Raw genomic sequence first — 16,664 nt, forward strand, 5'->3', positions numbered from 1 at the left:
GTGTCCGCGCGGGCGGGCCCGGGAGACGAGGAGGTCCTCGATTGACTGCTCAGCGTGACCGCGCCGGAAGGGTCGGGCGACGCTGCCCGGCGACTCGTAAGAACACTCTGCTCGACCGAGCAGACCGACTACTGATCGAGGCGATGGGGGAACCGGACCCGCGGGAACGGTTCCGTGCCGGCTATCTCGCCGCGCTGCGGGGCGCCGGTGCCGTGCTGGCCGTGACGTCGGCGAGCGCTCCGGCCAGGGCGAAAAACCGCAGTGCCTGGGTGTTGATGGCACGTGCCGCCCCGGAGTTTGTCATGTGGTCGGACTACTTCGCAGGCTTCTCCGCAACGCGCGCCGCGCTCGAGGCGGGCATCAATCGCGACGTCGCGCCGGCCGAGGCCGACGAGTTCTGCGGGCGGGTCGGGGCGTTCCTGCACGACGTCGAAGACCTGATTGGAGACGATTCTCGCCTGCGTCCGATGGACACGGCGGGCAAGACCGCATGAGCCGGGTTGGGTAACGCAGGATGTCACGGGAAAGATTGAATAAGTCGTGAACCTGAGTAGGTGGTACGGCCTAGATTCAACTCGTATCATTGCAAGTAGGTAGCCGAAGCGTCGGCTACACGTCGTCTTACCCGGAGGCGGCGACCACATCTAGTGCCGGGGGAGGTAACCGTGCCACTCTCCGAGCACGAGCAGCGCATGCTCGAACAAATCGAGAGCGCTCTCTATGCTGAGGATCCCAAGTTCGCGTCGCACGTCCGTGGTGGACGTTTACGCGGTGCGTCGAACCGCCGTCGGTTGCAAGCGGCGACGTTGTTCGTTCTCGGCCTCGTGCTTCTCGTTGCAGGCGTAGCACTTCCGATCAAGCCCGGTGGGTTCCCGATCATCAGCCTGCTCGGGTTCATCATCATGTTCGGCGCCGGCGTGTTGCTGCTCATGGGAACGTCCCGCGCCAACCTCCACTCGGTGGATGGCGGGGCCAAGCCCAAGGGAACGGGCTCCGGCAAGTCGTCCGGCAAGCGCAAGTCCGGCGGATTCTCCGCGCGGATGGAGGACCGCTTCCGTCGTAGATTCGATCAGCAGTAACTGCTCGCGGGAACGGTCGCTAAACGGCGTGGCACTTCGGTGCACGCCGTTTTTCGTGCGCGCCGCGCAGTCGATTCCCCACTTCACTCCACGGCTAGCCGCATAAGCCGACGAATCCGGACCGGCCGCCCCATTCCGAGCACTGGGTCCCGCGCTACCTGGGCTTTTCCGTTGCGATCGGCAGGGTGTGGCTCGGGTATCGCGTATTGAGCCCGATTTGTAGTGATTGATTGGCAGCGTCGCTACCTGCGGGTTAGCCGGAGATTGGTCTAACACGCCGGTCATTTCGGTTGTGGGTGGGGGAAAGTGGGGTAATGTGGGGCACATCGGAGAGCGGTGGCGATCCATGGAGGTGTCGAGATGTTCCTCGGTACCTACACGCCGAAGCTCGACGACAAGGGGAGGTTGACGTTGCCGGCGAAGTTTCGCGACGAGTTGGCGGGAGGGCTTGTGGTTGCACGCGGACAGGACCATACGCTCGCCGTCTACCCGCGCGACGAGTTCTACCGGGTGGTTCAGAAAGCCACCGCGGTTTCGCGCAGCAACCCAGCGGCGCGTGGTTACGTCCGCTTTCTGACATCGGGCGCCGACGAACAACATCCCGACGCACAAGGACGGATAACGCTGTCCGCCGACCATCGGCGCTACGCGAACCTCGGTCGCGAGTGTGTGGTGAACGGCTCGGCGGAATTTATCGAGATCTGGGATCAACCCGCCTGGAATACATACCAAGCGGAATACGAGGAGGCCTATTCCCGGGCCGACGACGAGTCGCTGGGCGAGATTCTCTGACGCCCTGAGCCAGGCGAGTGCCGCGAGGCCTCTGCCCGGTGTGGACCCTGACGCACTTCCCCAGCGCCAGGTGCCACTTCGGACAGAGACCCCACGACATTCGCACCACCGACAAGGCGCCTCTCTATCGTGCGGCGCAGTGCGACTGCAGGATCGGAGTGACCACGGTGGACGGCGATGTAGGCGGAGGCCGGGACGACACCGGCGGATCAGCCAAATCGCCGGACGAACGCCATGTTCCGGTCCTGCTGCAGCGCGCCGACGAATTACTCGGTCCGGCCCTCCGAAATGAAACCGATTCCGGCGCAGTCGATATCGACGATGCCGTATTGGTCGACGCGACACTGGGTTTGGGCGGTCACGCCGAACACTTCCTGAGCACCTATCCGCGGATGCGCTTCATCGGACTCGACCGGGACACCGAGGCGCTGCGCCTCACCGGGGATCGACTCAGTCGATTCGCGGATCGAATCACGCTGGTCCACAGTCGATATGACGAACTGCCCGCCGCGCTCGAGGATGCCGGACTTGCCCGCACGGACTCGGTGCGGGCGATTCTGTTCGATCTCGGTGTCTCGTCGATGCAACTCGACGAGGGTGATCGCGGATTCGCGTACTCGATCGACGCGCCGCTCGATATGCGGATGGATCAGTCGACCGGGCAGACCGCTGCGGACATCCTCAATACCTACAGTCACGGCGAACTTGCCCGCATCCTCAAGGATTACGGCGAGGAGCGTTTCGCCGGCCGCGTCGCGAGCGAGATCGTGCGCCGCCGTGCGCAGCAGCCGTTCGACACCAGCGCCCGGCTCGTCGAGCTCATCTACGACGCGATTCCCGCCGCGACTCGTCGCACCGGCGGACACCCCGCCAAGCGCACGTTCCAGGCGCTGCGGGTGGAGGTAAACCGCGAACTCGATTCGCTGCGCACCGCGGTGCCGGCCGCGCTCGACGCGCTCGAGATCGGCGGGCGAGTCGTTTTCATGTCCTACCAGTCACTCGAGGACCGAGTGGTGAAGCAGGAGTTGGCGCCGCGCACGGCATCTCGCACACCGCGAGGGCTGCCCGTGGAGCTGCCCGGCATGGGGCCGGAGTTCCGCTTGCTCACCAGGGGAGCCGAGAAGGCGACCGACGAAGAGATCGAAGTGAACCCGAGGTCGGCGCCGGTGCGTATGCGCGCGGCGGAACGGATTGCCAGGAGGTCAGCGGCATGAATATGCGCACGAACACTCTCGACAACCGGGCCGGTCGAGCGAAGCGAGGGGAAGAGGGCGCACGGCGAGCACAGCAAGCGGAAGCGAAGACCGACCGAGCAGCAGAAAAGAACGGGCGGGCGGCAGCGAAGAACGGGCGGGCCAAGCGGAGCGCGGAGGATACGACCAAGCGCGGCAAGGGCCCCGGAGCCCAGTTGGATCGGCCCCGCGGCGGACGCGATATCGCGGTGCGTGAGAGCCCCGATGCCGGCACGCGTACCCGGTCCGGAGCGGCAAAGCGCGCATACGAGCGCAGGCAGCAGCGCGCTGCTCTGCACCACGGGGATGCCGTTGCGATTGCCGCGCTGCCCAAGCGCAGTTCGCGGTTCGCCGCGCGAATCCCGTTCGTGGCCACGGTGATCGGGCTGCTCGCATGCGGACTGATGTGCACACTACTGCTGACGACGCGTTCCGCCGAGGACAGTTATGAGCTCAGCGCGGCACGTTCGAAAAACCAGCTCTTGTCCCAGGAGCGGGCCTCGCTGCAACGGGCCGTGGAGACCGCTGATTCCGCACCGGATCTCGCGGCGAAGGCACGTGATCTGGGCATGATCCCGGCGAAGGATCCGGCGCGACTGCTCGTGGCACCGGATGGCGGTGTTGTCGTTGTCGGCAAGCCGGTGCCGGCCCAGGGGCCGCCGGTTCCGCTGCTCAACGCCCCGGGGCCAAACAGCAGCATCATCGGAACGCCACGGTCGGCGCCGTCCGGGACTCGGGCCGCCGAGCGGCCGACACCGAGCGACACGCCGCAGCGCACCGCCACCGATGCCCGAGCTCAGGGTGAACAATTGGTTCCCATGGCGATTCCGGTTCAGGCGGCCGCAATTCCGGGACCCCCGGCGACAGGCGGGCAGCCGCGGTGAATCGCCCGACCCGCGGAAACAACCCGGCTGGAGCGAGTAAGCGCTCGAGCGGAGCCCGCGGAGCGAGCAAGAGTTCGAGCGGAGACCGCGGATCGGGCGCGAAGGCCAACAAGGCCGGCGCCAAGGCGAGCACCCCGCCCAAGCGTTCGGCCCCGCCGCGCCGTCCTGCGCCGCCGCGCCCCCGAGCGCGAACCACTCGGGATCCCTTGCGCATCAGGCTGGTCGCAGGCCGCTGGGTGTTGCTCGGCCTGTTGTGCGTCGTCGTGGTGCCACTGTTTATCACGCAAACCATCTCCGCGCCTCGGTTGTCCGCGGAAGCGGCGAGCCAGCGCACCACGACAGTCGTCGACCCCGCGACGCGCGGCGCGATAGTGGACCGCAACGGCAAGCCCCTCGCGTTCACAATGGAGGCCAGATCGCTGACCTTCCAGCCGGTGCGGGTGCGCAAGGAACTCGCCGAAGCCAAGTCGAAGGACGCCGACGCGCCCGATCCGGAACAGCGGATCACCGATATCGCGAACATGATCGACGACAAGCTCGGCGCGGCAGTCGAGGAGAAGGAACTCCTGAAGAAGCTGCGCAGTGACGAGACCTTCGTCTATCTCGCCCGCAGTGTCGATCCGGCCGTTGCGGCCCAGATCGCCGACAAATACCCGGAAGTCGGCACCGAGCGCGAGGGAATTCGCGAATACCCGGGCGGGGCGTTGGCGGCCAATGTCATCGGCGCGACCGGCTGGGATGGCCATGGCCTGCTCGGGCTCGAGTCGTCGATGGATTCGACCCTGGCGGGCACGGATGGGTCGCAAACGTACGACCGCGGCTCGGATGGTGCGGTGATCCCCGGCAGCTGGCGGGACAGGCAACCGGCGATGGACGGGTCGAAGGTCGAGCTCACGCTCGATTCCGACCTGCAGTACTTCGTCCAACAGCAGGTGCAGCAAGCGAAAGATCTGTCCGGGGCGAAGAACGCGTCGGTCGTGGTACTCGATTCGCGCACCGGGGAAGTGCTCGCGATGAGCAACGACAGCACCTTCAACCCGTCCGACGGTATGGCTAAGGCGAAGTCCACGCAGCTGGGCAACATCGCGGTCAGCTCGCCGTTCGAGCCGGGCTCGGTGAACAAGATCGTCACGGCATCGGCGGCGATCGAGTACGGGCTGACGAATCCCGATGAGGTGCTCCAGGTTCCGGGCAATATCCGGATGGCCGGGGTCACCGTCGCCGACGCGTGGAGCCACGACGTCGCGCCGTACACGACCACCGGCATCTTCGGAAAGTCCTCCAACGTGGGCACACTCATGCTCGCGCAGCGCGTCGGCGAGGACCGGTACGCGGACATGCTGCACCGCTTCGGACTCGGTCAGCGCGCCAACGTCGGGCTGCCCGGTGAGAGCGCCGGCGATGTGCCGAGTCGCGATCAGTGGTCCGGCGGCACGTTCGCCAACCTGCCCATCGGGCAGGGTCTTTCGATGACGCTGCTCCAGATGACCGGTATGTACCAGGCGATCGCCAACGGCGGTTTGCGGGTCCCGCCGCGCATCGTGAGGTCGGTGACGGACCCGGATGGGGACCGGATGGAAGAGGAGCGCCCCGAGGGCGTGCGCGTGGTGAGCCCGCAGACATCCGCGACGCTGCTGTCGATGTTCCAGTCGGTTACCCAGCGCGATCCGATGGGGTACCAGCAGGGCACCGGCTCGCAGGCCGGCATTGCGGGATACCAGATTGCGGGCAAAACCGGCACCGCACAGCAGGTCGACCCGAAGTGCAAGTGCTATTCGAGCTCGAACTACTGGATCACGTTCGCGGGCATAGCACCGGCCGATAACCCGCGGTACGTCGTTGGGATCATGCTCGACGCGCCGGTCCGCGGCGTGGACGGAGGTGGCGGACAGTCCGCTGCACCGCTGTTCCACAACATCGCATCGTGGCTGTTGCAGCGCGACAGCGTGCCGTTGTCGCCGCCATCGCGTCATTACACGTTGCAGGCCGACTGACGCCTGTCGTCGCCGCACCCGGGTCTGGGTTCGGTAGTGCGGTGAATCCTCGGTAACGTGACACGTCGGTTTCGCCAACCGGCAGTGTCGAACTGTCGCGGCGAATGCGTGCAGACGAAAGGAGCCCGGTGCCTGAGCAGGTCGGTCCTCATGCCGCGCTCCGCCCCAGTGCCCCACCGTCGAGTTCGGTTTCGGAGCTTGCTGCTTCGGTCGAAGCGACGCTGGTCGCGGCATCGGAGTCCGACGAGGTGTTTGTCACCGGTGTCGAGCACCGCTCCACCGAACTGCTCCCCGGCGATCTGTTCGCGGCGCTGCCAGGCGCGAAGGCTCACGGTGCCCGTTTCGCTGGCCAGGCCATCGAAAACGGCGCGGCAGCGATCCTGACCGATGAGACCGGGCTCGGGATGCTCACGGCGGACGGTCCGGCGACCGTGCCGGTGCTGGTCCACCCGACGCCGCGCTCGGTACTCGGCGAACTTGCCGCGATTATCTACGGGCGGCCGTCGGAGCAGATGACGGTCATCGGTGTCACCGGCACGTCCGGGAAGACCACCACCACCTACCTGATCGAGGCCGCACTGCGCGCGGCCGGTCGTGAGCCCGGTCTGATCGGCACGATCGAGACGCGGGTGAAGGGCGAACGGGTTCCGAGCGCGCTCACCACGCCTGAGGCGCCGCAACTGCATGCGTTGTTCGCCGCGATGCTCGAACAAGGCACCGACTGCGTTGTCATGGAGGTGTCCAGCCACGCGCTGTCCCTCGGCCGGGTCGACGGCACCCGCTTCGATGTCGCCGCGTTCACCAACCTCTCGCAGGACCACCTCGACTTCCATCCCACCTTTGAGGACTACTTCGCCGCCAAGGCCCGGCTGTTCGAGTCCGGGTCGTCGGTGCGCGCGGAACGTGCTGTGGTGTGCGTCGACGACAAGTGGGGCCGCCGGATGGCCGAGACGGCCGGCGACGGTGTGACCACCGTGGCAACCACAACGGATGCCGACTGGACCGCCACCGCGCTGGAAGTTCTGCCGAACGGCGGTCAGTCGTTCCGGATCGTCGGCCCTGGTCCATGGAAGGCGATTCCGGCGCACCTTCGGCTGCCCGGCGGGTACAACGTCGCGAACGCGCTGCTCGCAGTCGCCACCTGCGAGTCGGCCGGTATTGACCCGGTCGCTGCGGCCCGCTCGCTGGCGGAGGTGGATGTGCCGGGCCGTGTCGAGCGCGTCGAGCGGGGCCAGGATTTCCTCGCCGTGGTCGACTACGCGCACAAGCCGGCCGCGTTGTCCGCGGTGATTGCCACCCTTCGCGCGCAGGTGCCGGGCAGAATCGCGCTCGTGGTCGGTGCCGGCGGCGACCGTGACCACGGCAAGCGGCCGATGATGGGTGAGGTTGGGGCGCGTGACGCCGACCTGCTGATCATCACCGACGACAACCCGCGCACCGAGGAACCTGCAACGATCCGTGCGGCGATGCTGACCGGTGCCAATGAGGTTCCCGAGGCGGAGCGCGGCGACGTACGAGAAATCGGCGACCGCGCCGCGGCGATCGCGGCGGCCGTCGAATGGGCGAAAGCGGGTGACGTCGTACTCGTCGCCGGCAAGGGACATGAGACAGGTCAGGAGATTCAGGGCGTGAAGTACCCGTTCGACGATCGCGAGGTACTTGCGGACGCCATCGATCGCCGCGGAAACGTCGCGGGGGAGGCGACTGGCGCGTGATCGCATTGTCGTTGGCGCGGATCGCCGAGATCGTCGGCGGGACGCTGCACGATGCCCAGGACCCGGACGCCGTGGTGGCTGGTTCGGTCGAGTTCGATTCCCGCAAGATCGGTTCGGGCGATTTGTTCCTCGCGCTGCCCGGGGCGCGCGCCGATGGGCACGACCATGCGCCCGCGGCGATCGCAGCCGGGGCTGTCGCGGTCCTCGCAGCCCGCCCGGTCGGTGTGCCGGCCATTGTCGTGCCTCCGCTGGCAGTTGATCCCGAGCAGGCGTCCGGCGCAATGGCCCTCGAACACGACGCCGACGGTTCCGGCGCGGCCGTACTCGCCGCGCTCGCGAAGCTGACCCGGGCCGTGGTCGACGATCTCCGCGCCCGCACCGGCCTGACCGTCGTCGGCGTGACAGGATCGTCGGGCAAGACCTCGACCAAAGATTTGCTCGCTGCGGTGCTGCGCCCGCTGGGCCCGGTGGTCGCACCTCCGGGGTCGTTCAACAACGAGCTGGGTCATCCGTGGACCGCGCTGCGCGCCGATGAGGAGACCCGCAGCCTGGTGCTGGAGCTGTCCGCGCGGGGGATCGGCCACATCGCGGCGCTGGCGCAGGTCGCCCCGCCGCGGATCGGCGTCGTCCTCAATGTCGGGACCGCGCACCTGGGTGAATTCGGTTCACGCGAGGCGATCGCGCAGACCAAGGGCGAACTGGTGGAGGCGCTTCCGCCGGCGGCGGATGGCGGTGTCGCCGTTCTCAACGCGGACGATTCGCTGGTTGCGGCCATGGCATCGCGCACCCAAGCCCGGGTCGTCACCGTGGGGCAGGCCGCAGGCGCAGACGTCCGTGCTGTCGATGTCGTGCTCGACGATGAGGCGCGCGCTCGTTTCGTCCTCGTATGCGCGGCCGGCCGCGTCGATGTCACGCTCGCCGTCCACGGCGAACACCAGGTCGGCAACGCATTGGCGGCGGCAGCGGTCGCACTCGAGTGCGGGCTGGGTCTCGACGACATTGCCGCCGCGCTCGGCGGGGCCGCGGCGGCATCCGCGCGGCGCATGGATGTGCGGACCAGGGCCGACGGCGTCACCGTGATCAATGACTCGTACAACGCGAACCCGGACTCGATGCGCGCTGGGCTGAAGGCATTGGTGTCGATGGCACGATCGGCCGACCGGCTGCGCCGCAGCTGGGCGGTGCTCGGCGAGATGGGCGAGCTTGGCGAAGAGTCGGTGATCGAGCATGATGCGATCGGCCGTTTCGCCGTGCGCCTCGATGTCACCAGATTTGTGGTCGTCGGTGGCGGCCGCCCGTGCCGCGCGATGTACCAGGGCGCGGTGCAGGAGGGTTCGTGGGGCGACGAGGCCTTGCACGTCCCCGACGCGCGCGCCGCGATCGAACTTCTCGATGCCGAACTCGAGCCGGGTGACCTCGTGCTCGTGAAGGCATCGCAGTCGATCGGGCTGTGGACCGTTGCCGAGCATCTGCTCGGTGACACGACGGAGGTGGGGAATTGAGACAGATCCTCTTCGCGGCGGGTATCGCCCTTGCTGTTTCGATCCTGCTGACGCCGCTGCTGATCCGCATCTTCTCCCGGCAGGGGTTCGGGCAGGAGATCCGCGTCGAGGGGCCGGCGAGTCATCAGTCGAAGCGGGGCACCCCGACCATGGGTGGCGTCGCGATCATCACGGGTCTGTGGGCCGGTTACTGGGGATCGCACCTGATCGGCATCGGCTATCACGCCGACGGGCCGTCCGCTTCGGGTCTGCTGGTGCTCGGGCTGACCACCGCACTGGGCGCGGTGGGCTTCCTCGATGACTTCATCAAGATCCGTAAGCAGCGCAACCTGGGTCTGAACAAAACCGCGAAGCTGGTTGGCCAGCTCGTGGTCGCGCTCGTATTCGGCTTCCTCGCGCTGCAGTTCCGCGGCGCGAGTGGGCTGACGCCCGGCAGCACGCATCTGTCGTACGTCCGAGACATCACCACGGTCTCGATGGGCTCGATCGTCTTCATCCTGTTCTGCTACCTGCTGATCAGTGCCTGGTCGAACGCGGTCAACCTGACCGACGGGCTCGATGGTCTCGCGGCAGGCTCCATGGGCTTCGTCCTCGGTGCCTACGTCATCATCACGTTCTGGCAGTACCGCAACGCCTGTGAAACCAGCCCGGGCCAGGGCTGCTACGACGTCCGCGATCCGCTTGACCTAGCGCTGATCTGTGCGGCCGGTGCCGCGGCCTGCGTCGGATTCCTCTGGTGGAACGCCGCGCCCGCCCGGATCTTCATGGGTGACACCGGATCACTCGCGCTTGGCGGCATGCTCGCGGGCCTGTCGATCACCACCCGCACCGAGCTGCTCATGGTCGTCATCGGCGCACTATTCGTCGCGGAGGCCGCGTCGGTGGTCATTCAGGTCGCGGTGTTCCGATCGTCGCGCCGCCGGGTATTCCGAATGGCGCCGTTCCACCACCACTTCGAGCTCGCCGGGTGGGCGGAAACCACGGTGATCATCAGGTTCTGGCTGCTGGCCGGGACGGCATCCGCGATCGGTCTGGCGTTGTTCTACAGCGAGTACCTCGCCGCGATCGGGGACTGACCCGTGGTCGCGGAGGACCTTCGCGATCTGCGCGACGCGCGTGTCCTGGTTACCGGGTGGGGCGTTTCCGGCCGTGCGGTCATCGCACCGCTGCAACTCCTCGGCGCGAGGATCACCGTCACCGACGGCCGCGCCGAATCGCTGAGCGAGGCAGCGGAACTCGGTCTCGGCACCGCGACCGAGGCGGAATTGCTCGCGGATGGCGGCCTGAACGACATCGCACTGGTAATCACCAGCCCGGGGTGGCGGCCGGATGCACCGCTGTTTGGCGCCGCTGCGGCGCGCGGCATCCCGGTCTGGGGCGATATCGAGTTCACCTGGCGTGTCGATCAGGCCGAGCTCTACGGACCGGTCCGGCAGTGGCTTGTGGTGACCGGCACCAACGGCAAGACCACGACCACCTCGATGCTCGCCTCGATCCTCGCGGCCGCAGACCTCGGCAGTGCCGCGTGCGGAAATATCGGCCTGCCGGTGCTCGACGCGCTGCAGCGCCCCGAGGTGCGGGTGCTCGCGGTCGAGTTGTCCTCGTTTCAGCTGCATTGGGCTCCGTCGGTGCGTCCGGCGGCCGGTGCGGTGCTCAATATCGCCGAGGATCATCTGGACTGGCACGGCGGAATGCCCGGCTACGTCGCCGCGAAGGCACGTGCGCTCGCTGGCGGGGTCGGGGTAGTCGGGCTCGACGATCCGGTCGCGGCGTCACTCGCCGATACCGATCATGGATCGCGCATGGTCGGCTTCCGGCTCGGCCAGCCGGCGCCGGGAGAACTCGGTGTCTCGGGCGGGCGGCTTATCGATCGAGCATTTGCCGAGTCCGCGGACTTGGGTGCCGCGGGGGAGATCAGCCCGCCGGGGCCGGCCGGAATGCTCGATGCGCTCGCGGCAGCGGCGCTTGCGCGTGCGATCGGCGTCGCCCCGGATGCGGTGGCGGCAGGATTGGCATCGCACCGGGTGGGACCGCACCGGGCGGAGTTGATCCGCGAGCTCGGCGGCGTGAAGTTCATTGACGACTCGAAGGCCACCAACCCGCACGCGGCGCGGTCCTCGATCGTCGCGCACCCGCGGGTTGTTTGGCTCGCGGGCGGCCAGCTCAAGGGCGCCGCAGTGGATGCGCTGATCGCCGAAGTGGCGCCGCGGCTGCGCGGAGCCGTGTTGATCGGCGTCGATGCGACCAAGATCGCAGAGGCTTTGTCGCGACACGCGCCCCAGGTTCCGGTGCTGCAGGTTCCTTCGCGGGACGATGCTGGAGTGACGGCAGTAACAGATGTGACAACAGCAACGGATGTGACGGATCCCGATGCGATCATGGCCGACGCGGTCGCGGCGGCCGCGCGGCTCGCGGATTCTGGCGACACGGTCCTGCTCGCGCCTGCCGCGGCGTCACTGGACATGTTCCGGAGCTACGGTCACCGCGGCGACAGCTTCGCCGCTGCCGTCGCGAACCTGACCGCCGCTGATATCGGGGCCGGCTCTCCCGGGTCACAGTCGACCGGGCAGCGGTAATGGCAGGCCAGAAGTTGATCGGGCTTAGGCGGATCGGCACCTGGCTCAACCGGCCGCTCGCGTCATTCCATCTCATCGTCACGATCGCGACCCTGCTGACCGTGTTCGGGCTCGTCATGGTGCTGTCGGCATCGAGCGTCGAGTCCTATGTCGGCGGCTCCTCGCCGTATGCGTTGTTCACCCAGCAGTTGATGTACGCGCTGCTCGGCATCGTCCTGTTCTATCTGGCGTTGCGGGTGCCGATCCGGGTGCTGCGCAAGTTGGCTTTTCCCGCCTACGCCGTCACGCTCGTGGCGCTGATGCTCGTGTTGATTCCGGGCATCGGTGTCGAGAGTCAGGGCGCGCGCAGATGGTTCATGCTCGGCCCCATCTCGGTGCAGCCGTCCGAGGTGGCGAAGGTGACGCTTGCACTTTGGGGGGCGCACCTCCTGGCGTCCCGGATGTCGACGCGCTCCAACCCGATCAAACAGATCATGGTGCCGTTGGTTCCGATGGCGATCCTGGCGTGCACACTCGTCGTGTTGCAGCCGAACCTGTCCACCATGATCGCGCTCGGCATCATCCTGGTCGCGCTGCTCTGGTTCGGTGGCCTGTCCGGCAAGTTGTTCTTCTCTATCACCGTGACCGGCATCGTCGGGGTTGTCGCGCTGGCGCTGACCGCCGGGTATCGGTCCGACCGGATGAAGGCCTTCTTCAACCCTGGCGAGGATCCGCAAGGTATCGGCTACCAGTCGCGGCAGGCGCTGTACTCGCTAGCCGACGGCGGGATGTTCGGCCGCGGGCTCGGTCAGAGTCGCGCGAAATGGAGCTACCTGCCCAACTCGCACAACGACTTCATCTTCGCGATCATCGGCGAGGAGACCGGTTTCCTCGGCTGTGCCGCCGTGATTGGCCTGTTTGCACTTTTCGCGTACACCGGCATGCGGATCGCGACACGGTCCGCGGACCCGTTCCTGCGGCTGCTCGTGGCCACGGCAACCACCTGGATCGTCGCGCAGGCGCTGATCAACATCGGTTATGTCGTCCGCATCCTGCCGGTGACCGGGCTGCAGTTGCCCTTGGTCTCCGCAGGCGGTTCGTCGCTGGCGATTACGCTGCTGATGTTCGGGATCATCGCGAGCGCCGCCAGACACGAACCGGAGGCGATCGCTGCGCTGCTTGCCGGCCAGGACGGACGGTTCAGTCGGATGCTCCGGCTGCCGATGCCCGAGGCGTACGCGCCGGGCCGGGCGAAGGTTGCTCGAGCGCGGGCCGCACGCCGAACGCCGGTGCGTTACCCCGCGCGTGGTGAACTCGACGAAAGGCGCCGTGCGGTCCGCGTCCGCGAGCCGGTCGGCGGACGAGCGGCGGCGCCGCGTGCGGGAACGGCACGCGCGTCACGATCGGGAGCGCCGAGAGCGGCGTCTTCCGGAGCAATGCCACGAAGAGCGAGGACGTAAATAGGTGAGTGGGCCTGACGAACTGTCGGTGATCGTCGCGGGAGGAGGCACGGCCGGGCATATCGAACCAGCGCTTGCGGTTGCCGATGCGCTGCGCAGGCTCGAACCGACGATCCGGTTGACGGCGCTCGGCACAGCGCGTGGGCTCGAGACGACACTGGTACCGCAGCGCGGCTACCGCCTCGAACTCATTCCGCCGGTCCCGATGCCGCGCAAGGTGAATGCGGACCTGTTCCGGTTGCCGCGGCGCGTACTGGAGTCGGTTCGGCAGACCCGCAAGGTGATCGAGCAGACCGGCGCGGACGTCATCGTGGGATTCGGTGGCTACGTCTCGCTTCCGGCGTATCTCGCGGCCGGGTTCTCCCGCAAGCACCGAGTGCCGATCGTCGTGCACGAGGCCAACGCCAAGGCCGGCATCGCCAACAAGGTCGGGGCTCGTCTGGCGACTCGTGTGCTCGCCGCGGTGCCCGGATCGGGCATTCACGCGCGCCGGGCGCCGAGCGCCGAACTCGTCGGCATCCCGGTGCGGTCCTCGATCACCGGGCTGGATCGTTCCGCGTTCCGGGCCGGCGCCCGCGCGCATTTCGGGCTGCCGCAGGACGGGCCCGTGCTGCTGGTTTTCGGTGGGTCGCAGGGAGCGCGCTCGCTCAATGAGGCGGTGTCGGGTGCGGCCGCCGAACTCGCGGCGGCCGGTATTTCCGTGCTGCACGCGCACGGCCCGAAGAATGTCCTCGATCTCCCGGCCGGGGCCGGCGACGGTTCCGCGCCGTACGTCGCGGTGCCTTATCTTTCCCGGATGGACCTGGCGTACGCCGCCGCGGACGTGGCGATCTGCCGGTCCGGTGCGATGACGGTTGCCGAGGTGTCCGCGGTCGGGCTACCCGCGTTCTACGTTCCGCTGCCGCACGGGAACGGTGAGCAGGAACTCAACGCTCGGCCCGTCGTTGCCCAGGGTGGTGGCACAATCGTCGCCGACGCGCAGTTCACCTCGTCCTACATCGTCGAGCGCGTGATTCCGGCGATTCTCGACGGGCAGAAGTTGCGCGAGATGGGGCTCGCGGCCGCAGGAGCGGGCCACCGTGACGCGGCGAACGAAGTCGCCCGAATCGTGCTGGAGGTGGCGCGCAAGTGACCACGTCGCCGTTGCCCGCGCACCTCGAGCGTGTGCATATGGTTGGCATCGGCGGGTCCGGCATGTCCGGTCTCGCCCGGATTCTGCTCGCCCGCGGTGGCTCCGTGTCCGGGTCGGACGCGAAGGAGAGCCGGGCGGTTCTCGCGCTGCGCGCTCGCGGCGCACACGTGCGCGTCGGTCATGACGCGAGCTCGCTGGATCTCCTGCCGGGTGGACCGACGGTGGTGGTCACGACACATGCCGCGATCCCGAAGTCGAACCCCGAGCTTGTCGAAGCCCGCCGCCGCGGCATTCCGGTGATCCTTCGGCCCGCCGTGCTGGCGTCGCTGATGCAGGGCTACCGCACTGTCCTGGTCTCAGGCACGCACGGTAAGACCTCCACCACCTCGATGCTTGTTGTCGCGTTGCAACACTGTGGCGTCGACCCGTCGTTCGCGGTGGGTGGCGAGCTCAACGAGGCGGGCACGAACGCCCACCACGGCACCGGCGATGTCTTCGTCGCCGAGGCCGACGAGAGTGACGGCTCGCTGCTCGAATACGACCCGGGGACCATCGTGGTCACCAACGTCGAATCGGATCACCTTGACTATTTCGGCAGCACCGAGGCCTACGTGCAGGTGTTCGACGATTTCGTCGACCGGCTCGCGCCCGGCGGTGCGCTTGTGGCGTGCCTCGACGATCCGGGGTCGGCCGCGCTCGCGAAGCGGGTGATCCAAGGTGCGCGAGACGACATTCGAGTGATTGGCTACGGCACCCTGCCGGCAGGTACGACCGATGTGCCCGCCGAACAGGACGGCGTGCCGGTCGGGATCTGGCTGCACAGCTGGGAGCCGCGCGACGTCGGCGGCGTCGCACAGTTCCAGGTGGTCGGCGAGCCGAATCCGCGCACGCTGCGGCTGTCCGTGCCGGGCCGGCACATGGCGCTCAACGCAATTGCGGCCATTGCCGCCGCCCGGGATGCCGGCGCGGACGTCGAGGAGATCGTCGAGGGCCTTGCGGTTTTCGGCGGTGTCCATCGGCGCTTCCAGTTCACCGGCAGGGAACACGGTGTCCGCGTCTTCGACGATTACGCCCACCACCCGACCGAGGTGCGTGCAGTGCTGGGTGCTGCCGTCGAACTCGTCGAGCAGGAAGCCCGCGACGGTGCCCGATCCCGGCGCGGCAGTGTGCTCGTCGTGTTCCAGCCACACCTGTACAGCCGGACCGCCACGTTCGCAGCCGAGTTCGCGGCTGCGCTCGACCTTGCCGACGAGGTTTTGGTGCTCGACGTCTACGGGGCGCGTGAGGAACCGCTGCCGGGCGTGAGTGGTGCCTTGATCGCGCAGGCGGTCACCAAACCTGTTCACTACCAACCGGACATGTCGCGGGTTGGTCGTCAGGTCGCGGCGCTGGCTCAGCCCGGCGACGTGGTGATCACCATGGGCGCGGGCGATGTGACCATGCTGGGCAGCCAGATTCTCGACGCACTGCGCGCCCGTCCCCGGTATGGGAAGCCGCACGGATGAGCCGGCGTTGGCTATGGGTCGCGGTAGGTGTCGTTGCCGTGGTCGCGCTCGCGGCAGTTGTCTGGTTCACGCCGCTGATGTCGGTGCGCACCGTACAGGTCGACGGGTTGTCGGCGATCCCCGAGGAGCAGGTGCTCACCGCGCTGGCGGTACCGCAGGGTGAACGACTGATGGGGGTCGACACGGGTGCCGCAGCACAGCGGGTCGCGCAGCTCCCGAGAGTCGCGCAGGCCCGGGTGCAGCGCGAGTACCCGTCCACCGTGCGAGTCACAGTCGACGAGCGCATCGCGGTGGTGTTCTATGACTCGCCGCAGGGCACGCATCTCGTGGACGTCGATGGTGTCGATTTCGCGATCGAGCCGCCGCCGCCGGGTGTACCGCGCCTGAAGGTTGCGACGCCGGGTTCCGACGACCCGACCACCCGCGCGGCGTTGAAGGTGCTCGCTACAATTCCGCCCGGTCTGCGCGCGCAGACGGGTGAGATCGCTGCGAAATCTATCTCCGATATTCGTCTCACACTGCTCGACGATCGGGTGATCGTCTGGGGGAGTGCGGAAAACGCGGACCGCAAGGCCGCGATTGCGTTGCCGCTGCTGACGCAGCCGGGCCAGACCTACGACATCTCCAGTCCGGATCTGCCGACTGTGAAATGACCAGGTGGGAAGCGGGCTCGCGCGGCTTGCCGACAACGATGTGTGAAGGCGCGCCTATTTTTTCGCGTGTCGCGGCGCGCCTGCGGCGGGTTTGCCGCTCCTACGAATAGCGTTTCGTTCCAGTCGGGTACTTGACATAACGCTAACCCTGTGGTTGAGGT

Annotated in this window: 14 protein-coding genes; all 14 read left to right on the forward strand. The window is 67.5% G+C overall.

The genetic code is table 11. The annotated features are described in order from the left end of the window. Nucleotides 1–41 precede the first annotated feature (41 nt). Nucleotides 42–494 (forward strand): SAV_6107 family HEPN domain-containing protein, encoded by a 453-nt coding sequence (locus A8G08_RS28080; protein WP_342669675.1) that lies wholly within the window; start codon nt 42–44, stop codon nt 492–494. 171 nt (nt 495–665) lie between these two features. Continuing rightward, the gene (locus A8G08_RS20275) at nt 666–1,079 is read left to right on the forward strand and encodes a DUF3040 domain-containing protein (protein WP_068278247.1); all 414 of its coding nucleotides are present in this window, start codon (nt 666–668) and stop codon (nt 1,077–1,079) included. A 360-nt stretch (nt 1,080–1,439) separates the two neighbouring features. Continuing rightward, on the forward strand, nt 1,440–1,871 hold the full coding sequence (gene mraZ / locus A8G08_RS20280; RefSeq protein ID WP_068278249.1) for a division/cell wall cluster transcriptional repressor MraZ: 432 nt from the start codon (nt 1,440–1,442) through the stop codon (nt 1,869–1,871). Between the two features lie 245 nt (nt 1,872–2,116). Beyond that, on the forward strand, nt 2,117–3,085 hold the full coding sequence (rsmH, locus tag A8G08_RS20285) for a 16S rRNA (cytosine(1402)-N(4))-methyltransferase RsmH (protein ID WP_245672920.1): 969 nt from the start codon (nt 2,117–2,119) through the stop codon (nt 3,083–3,085). Then, on the forward strand, nt 3,082–3,987 hold the full coding sequence (gene ftsL, locus A8G08_RS20290) for a cell division protein FtsL (RefSeq protein ID WP_245672916.1): 906 nt from the start codon (nt 3,082–3,084) through the stop codon (nt 3,985–3,987). Before rsmH ends, ftsL begins: the two co-directional genes overlap by 4 nt. Nucleotides 3,988–4,193: 206 nt before the next feature. Then, complete coding sequence (locus A8G08_RS20295) at nt 4,194–5,981, forward strand: peptidoglycan D,D-transpeptidase FtsI family protein (protein WP_068278206.1); 1,788 nt, start codon at nt 4,194–4,196, stop codon at nt 5,979–5,981. Between the two features lie 104 nt (nt 5,982–6,085). Further along, nucleotides 6,086–7,696 (forward strand): UDP-N-acetylmuramoyl-L-alanyl-D-glutamate--2,6-diaminopimelate ligase, encoded by a 1,611-nt coding sequence (locus tag A8G08_RS20300; protein WP_068278207.1) that lies wholly within the window; start codon nt 6,086–6,088, stop codon nt 7,694–7,696. Beyond that, on the forward strand, nt 7,693–9,198 hold the full coding sequence (locus A8G08_RS20305) for a UDP-N-acetylmuramoyl-tripeptide--D-alanyl-D-alanine ligase (protein WP_068278209.1): 1,506 nt from the start codon (nt 7,693–7,695) through the stop codon (nt 9,196–9,198). The genes A8G08_RS20300 and A8G08_RS20305 overlap by 4 nt, the downstream gene beginning before the upstream one ends. Further along, nucleotides 9,195–10,274: a phospho-N-acetylmuramoyl-pentapeptide-transferase gene (mraY, locus tag A8G08_RS20310; RefSeq protein WP_068278210.1), complete on the forward strand. Its 1,080-nt coding sequence runs from the start codon at nt 9,195–9,197 to the stop codon at nt 10,272–10,274. Before A8G08_RS20305 ends, mraY begins: the two co-directional genes overlap by 4 nt. Nucleotides 10,275–10,277: 3 nt before the next feature. Beyond that, a complete protein-coding gene (gene murD / locus A8G08_RS20315; RefSeq protein WP_068278211.1) occupies nt 10,278–11,774 on the forward strand; it encodes a UDP-N-acetylmuramoyl-L-alanine--D-glutamate ligase in 1,497 nt (498 codons plus the stop codon). After that, nucleotides 11,774–13,213 carry a putative lipid II flippase FtsW gene (gene ftsW, locus A8G08_RS20320; protein ID WP_068278212.1) on the forward strand — a complete coding sequence of 480 codons (1,440 nt, stop codon included), beginning with the start codon at nt 11,774–11,776 and terminating at the stop codon, nt 13,211–13,213. Before murD ends, ftsW begins: the two co-directional genes overlap by 1 nt. A gap of 4 nt (nt 13,214–13,217) precedes the next feature. Then, nucleotides 13,218–14,345, forward strand: a complete 1,128-nt coding sequence (gene murG, locus A8G08_RS20325; RefSeq protein WP_068278213.1) for an undecaprenyldiphospho-muramoylpentapeptide beta-N-acetylglucosaminyltransferase — start codon at nt 13,218–13,220, stop codon at nt 14,343–14,345. A gap of 38 nt (nt 14,346–14,383) precedes the next feature. Then, nucleotides 14,384–15,850 (forward strand): UDP-N-acetylmuramate--L-alanine ligase, encoded by a 1,467-nt coding sequence (gene murC / locus A8G08_RS20330; protein WP_068278255.1) that lies wholly within the window; start codon nt 14,384–14,386, stop codon nt 15,848–15,850. Then, the gene (locus A8G08_RS20335) at nt 15,847–16,503 is read left to right on the forward strand and encodes a cell division protein FtsQ/DivIB (protein WP_068278214.1); all 657 of its coding nucleotides are present in this window, start codon (nt 15,847–15,849) and stop codon (nt 16,501–16,503) included. The genes murC and A8G08_RS20335 overlap by 4 nt, the downstream gene beginning before the upstream one ends. The last annotated feature ends 161 nt before the right edge of the window (nt 16,504–16,664 follow it).

Source organism: Aldersonia kunmingensis (assembly GCF_001646865.1).
In the GTDB taxonomy this organism is placed as follows: Bacteria; Actinomycetota; Actinomycetes; order Mycobacteriales; family Mycobacteriaceae; genus Aldersonia; species Aldersonia kunmingensis.

Excerpts from the sequence above, each read along its gene's own strand:
- ftsL (WP_245672916.1), top strand. The coding sequence starts at position 3,082 with ATGAATATGCGCACGAACACTCTCGACAACCGGGCCGGTCGAGCGAAG.
- mraZ (WP_068278249.1), top strand. The coding sequence starts at position 1,440 with ATGTTCCTCGGTACCTACACGCCGAAGCTCGACGACAAGGGGAGGTTG.
- ftsW (WP_068278212.1), top strand. The coding sequence starts at position 11,774 with ATGGCAGGCCAGAAGTTGATCGGGCTTAGGCGGATCGGCACCTGGCTC.
- A8G08_RS20300 (WP_068278207.1), top strand. The coding sequence starts at position 6,086 with ATGCGTGCAGACGAAAGGAGCCCGGTGCCTGAGCAGGTCGGTCCTCAT.
- A8G08_RS20335 (WP_068278214.1), top strand. The coding sequence starts at position 15,847 with ATGAGCCGGCGTTGGCTATGGGTCGCGGTAGGTGTCGTTGCCGTGGTC.
- murC (WP_068278255.1), top strand. The coding sequence starts at position 14,384 with ATGGTTGGCATCGGCGGGTCCGGCATGTCCGGTCTCGCCCGGATTCTG.